This window comes from Archangium sp. (assembly GCF_036388035.1).
Lineage (GTDB): Bacteria > Myxococcota > Myxococcia > Myxococcales > Myxococcaceae > Archangium.
In genome coordinates this window covers 1-3,446 of record NZ_DASVSO010001033.1, presented here as the reverse complement: position 1 = coordinate 3,446, position 3,446 = coordinate 1, and the positions used below count along the sequence as shown (strand labels likewise).

At 69.3% G+C, this 3,446-nt stretch carries 4 protein-coding genes; all 4 read left to right on the top strand.

Features of this window, described 5'->3' with window-relative positions; genetic code table 11:
* Positions 1 to 170: 170 nt before the first annotated feature.
* Positions 171 to 998: an aldo/keto reductase gene (locus VF697_RS42445; protein ID WP_331104339.1), complete on the top strand. Its 828-nt coding sequence runs from the start codon at positions 171 to 173 to the stop codon at positions 996 to 998.
* A 31-nt stretch (positions 999 to 1,029) separates the two neighbouring features.
* Positions 1,030 to 2,184, top strand: a complete 1,155-nt coding sequence (locus VF697_RS42440; RefSeq protein ID WP_331104337.1) for a cysteine desulfurase family protein — start codon at positions 1,030 to 1,032, stop codon at positions 2,182 to 2,184.
* Positions 2,185 to 2,407: 223 nt separating this feature from the next.
* Positions 2,408 to 3,040: a DUF6151 family protein gene (locus tag VF697_RS42435; protein ID WP_331104336.1), complete on the top strand. Its 633-nt coding sequence runs from the start codon at positions 2,408 to 2,410 to the stop codon at positions 3,038 to 3,040.
* A 165-nt stretch (positions 3,041 to 3,205) separates the two neighbouring features.
* On the top strand, positions 3,206 to 3,446 hold a 241-nt coding region (locus VF697_RS42430; protein ID WP_331104335.1), incomplete at its 3' end, for a hypothetical protein.

The window sequence follows — 3,446 nt, the reverse complement described above, 5'->3', positions numbered from 1 at the left end:
AGTCGGAGTGACCGGCCCAGCGGGGGACGATGGTAAGGGTTCGGGTCATGGCGACTACCGGGCATAGCACTGCCGGGGACGGTCGCGCGGAGCGCTGAGGGGTGGACAGGGCCGCCACGGGGCCTTCAAGCTGCTCGGCCGCGGTTGAATCCACACGCAGGAGCAACGCCATGGCACTGAACCTCCAGTCCACCGTGAAGCTGAACAACGGCGTGGAACTTCCCCGGCTGGGTCTGGGCGTCTTCCGGTCGCCGCGCGGCGAGGTGACGCGCCAGGCCGTGTTGTCGGCGCTCGCGGCTGGCTACCGGCACATCGACACCGCGCGCATCTATGGCAACGAGCGGGACGTGGGCCTCGCGGTGCGCGAGAGCGGCCTGTCCCGAGGCGACATCTTCGTCACCACCAAGCTGTGGAACGATGACCAGGGTTACGACTCGACGCTGCGCGCCTGCGATCGCAGCCTGGAGGCGCTCGGGCTGGAGTACGTGGACCTGTACCTGGTGCACTGGCCGGTGCCGGGCCGGCGGCTGGAGTCGTGGCGCGCCATGGAGAAGCTGCTCGCGGATGGAAAGTGCCGGGCCATCGGGGTGAGCAACTTCATGGAGCACCACCTCGAGGAGCTGCTGGGTCGCGCGAAGGTCGTGCCCGCGGTCAACCAGGTGGAGCAGCACCCCTTCCTCAACCAGCAATCCTTGCAGCGCTACTGTGCGGGCAAGGGCATCGTGGTGGAGGCCTACAGCCCGCTGACCAAGGGGATGCGGCTCGGGGACCCGCGCGTCGTGGAGGTGGCCCGGAAGTACGGCAAGTCCCCCGCGCAGGTGCTCATCCGCTGGTGCCTCGAGCACGACTTCGTGGTCATCCCCAAGTCCGTCCACGAGGAGCGTATCCGCGAGAACGCGAATGTCTTCGACTTCTCCCTCTCGGCCGAGGAACTGCGGCTGCTCGATGGGCTGAACGAGGACTTGTACACGGGATGGGATTCGAGGGACGTACCGTGAGCCTGCCGGATGGGAGAGAATGCCGGGCGCCATGAGCGCGCCCCGCGACCCCATCTACCTGGACCACAACGCCACGACCCCGCTGCTGCCCGAAGTGGTCGACGCCATGCTGCCGTACCTGCGCGAGCACTTCGGCAACCCGTCGAGTGCCCACGTCTACGGGCGCCGGGCCCGCGAGGCCATCGACCGCGCACGGGCCCAGGTGGCGGCGCTGCTCGGTGCGCAAGCGGAGGAGATCTTCTTCGTCGCACACGGGACCGAGGCCAACAACCTCGCCATTCGCGGAGTGGTGGCCGCGCTCCCGGAGAAGCGGCACCTGGTGACCTCCGTCATCGAGCACCCCGCCACCACCGAGCCGTGCCATGAGCTGGAGAAGCACGGCGCGCAAGTGACGTGGCTCCCGGTGGACGAGCACGGACGGGTTCGTGTCTCCGAGGCGGTGGCGGCGCTGCGGGGCGACACGGCGCTCGTCACCCTCATGCACGCCAACAACGAGACGGGCGTGCTGCAGCCCATCGCGGAGATTGCCCGCGAGGCCCGGGCGTGGGGCGTGCTGGTGCACACGGACGCGGCCCAGTCCGTGGGCAAGCTGCCGCTGTCCGCCGGAGGGCTCGGCGTGGACCTGCTCACGGTGGTGGGCCACAAGTTCGGCGCGCCCAAGGGCGTGGGAGCGCTGTACGTGCGCCGGGGCACGCCGCTGCGCCCGGTGCTGCTCGGGGCGGGGCACGAGCGCGGCCTGCGCCCGGGCACGGAGAACGTCGCGTCGCTCGTGGGGCTCGGGGCCGCGAGTGAGGTGGCCCTCCGCACGGTGGAGGGCGAGGCCGAGCGGGTGCGCGCATTGCGCGACGAGCTCTGGGAGCGGCTGCGGGCACGCATCCCCGGGCTGGCGCTCAATGGTCACCCGGAGGAGCGGCTGCCCAACACGCTGAACGTGCGCTTCCCCAACGTGAGTGGCTCCGCGCTCCTGGCGGCGACTCCCGAGGTGGCCGCGTCCACGGGCTCGGCGTGCCACGCGGGCGAGGAGTCCGCCTCCTCCGTGCTCACCGCGATGGGTGTGGAGCCACGAGCGGCGCTCGGCTCGGTGCGTCTGTCCTTGGGAAGGACAACGACGCGGGAGGACGTGGTTGCCGCCGCGCAGGCCCTCGCCGAGGCGTGGACTCGTCTGCGCCAATCCGCCCGTTCCTGAACTACCTCCCACGGATGCCCGTCCCCTCTGGAATGGCATCCTCTGGGTCGAACAGCCTGCGCCCAGCGAGGCCGAGCTGGCGCGGCGCGCGCGCTGGAGCTTGCCCGTCACGGAGACGATGCGTCCTTCGCGGGAGAGCTGAGCTTGCCGATGCTGCTCGAGGCGCGGTGAGCTCTCCTCTCGCACGCGCATCGCGCGTCAAAAGGTGATAGGTGGGCTCCCCATGTCTCAAGACGTCGAGCTCCAGTGTCGTTGCGGAAAGATACACGGATGGCTGCGCGATGCGGGGCCAGACACAGTGACCCGCGGCGTCTGCTACTGCGACGACTGTCAGGCGTTCCTGCACCACCTCGGCCGCGCCGAGCTGCTCGACGAGCACGGCGGCTCGGATATCGTGCAGGTCGCGCCATCGACGCTCTCGTTCGATCGTGGCCTCGAACTCGTCACCGCCATGCGCCTCACGCCCAAGGGCATCTATCGCTGGTACGCGAGCTGCTGCAAGACGCCGCTCGGCAACACGGTGTCGCCGCGGCTACCGTTCGTCGGGATCGTCACCGAACTGTTCCAGCAGGCGCCGAACGCACGCCCGTGTGACGAGGTCTTCGGCGCGCCGCTCGGTGGGATCCTCGGCGAGTTCGCGATCGGTGATCCGCCGCCCGGGTCGGTGAAGCCGAACGTGCGCATGCTCGCGCGTGCGATCCTCAAGGTGCTCGGCTGGAAGCTCCGCGGCAAGACGTGGCCACATCCGTTCTTCGACCGCGCGAGCGGCAATCCGAAATACCCTGTCACGGTGCTCTCCACGGCCGAGCGTGACGCGCTCCGCTCGCTGTGTGGCCCGCGTCCCGCTCGCGCGTGACTCCAAAGAGGCCAGCAGGGTCGGGCGGCCAGCCGGAGGCTCAGGAACGGGACCCGGTGTCTCTGGGGGTGGACGGGCCTTCCCGCCAAGTGACCGGAATGACGTCCACGGGTGTTGGCCCGGCGCGTGCTCTGGCCAGGGCAACTCTTTCCCCAGAGGAGCCTCATGGACACCGTTTACGACGACCGCTTCCACCTGAGCCGCGCGACCTTTTACAAGCTGGTGGTTTTCTCCTCCGTCTGGTTCACCGTCGAGGGCTTCCCCGTGCTGCCCATCGGGTTGCTCTTCGCCATCCGTTACGTGGGCATCAACTACGAGTCCTCCTTCCTGCACTCGCTTGTCACGGGCCGCAAGGTGGTTGCCGCGAGCATCGGGATGGCGCTCCTCGGGCTGCTGATGCGTGGGC

What these genes read in the sequence shown, in the direction of transcription:
- VF697_RS42440 (WP_331104337.1), top strand. Translation starts at nt 1,030, where the DNA reads ATGAGCGCGCCCCGCGACCCCATCTACCTGGACCACAACGCCACGACC.
- VF697_RS42445 (WP_331104339.1), top strand. Translation starts at nt 171, where the DNA reads ATGGCACTGAACCTCCAGTCCACCGTGAAGCTGAACAACGGCGTGGAA.
- VF697_RS42435 (WP_331104336.1), top strand. Translation starts at nt 2,408, where the DNA reads ATGTCTCAAGACGTCGAGCTCCAGTGTCGTTGCGGAAAGATACACGGA.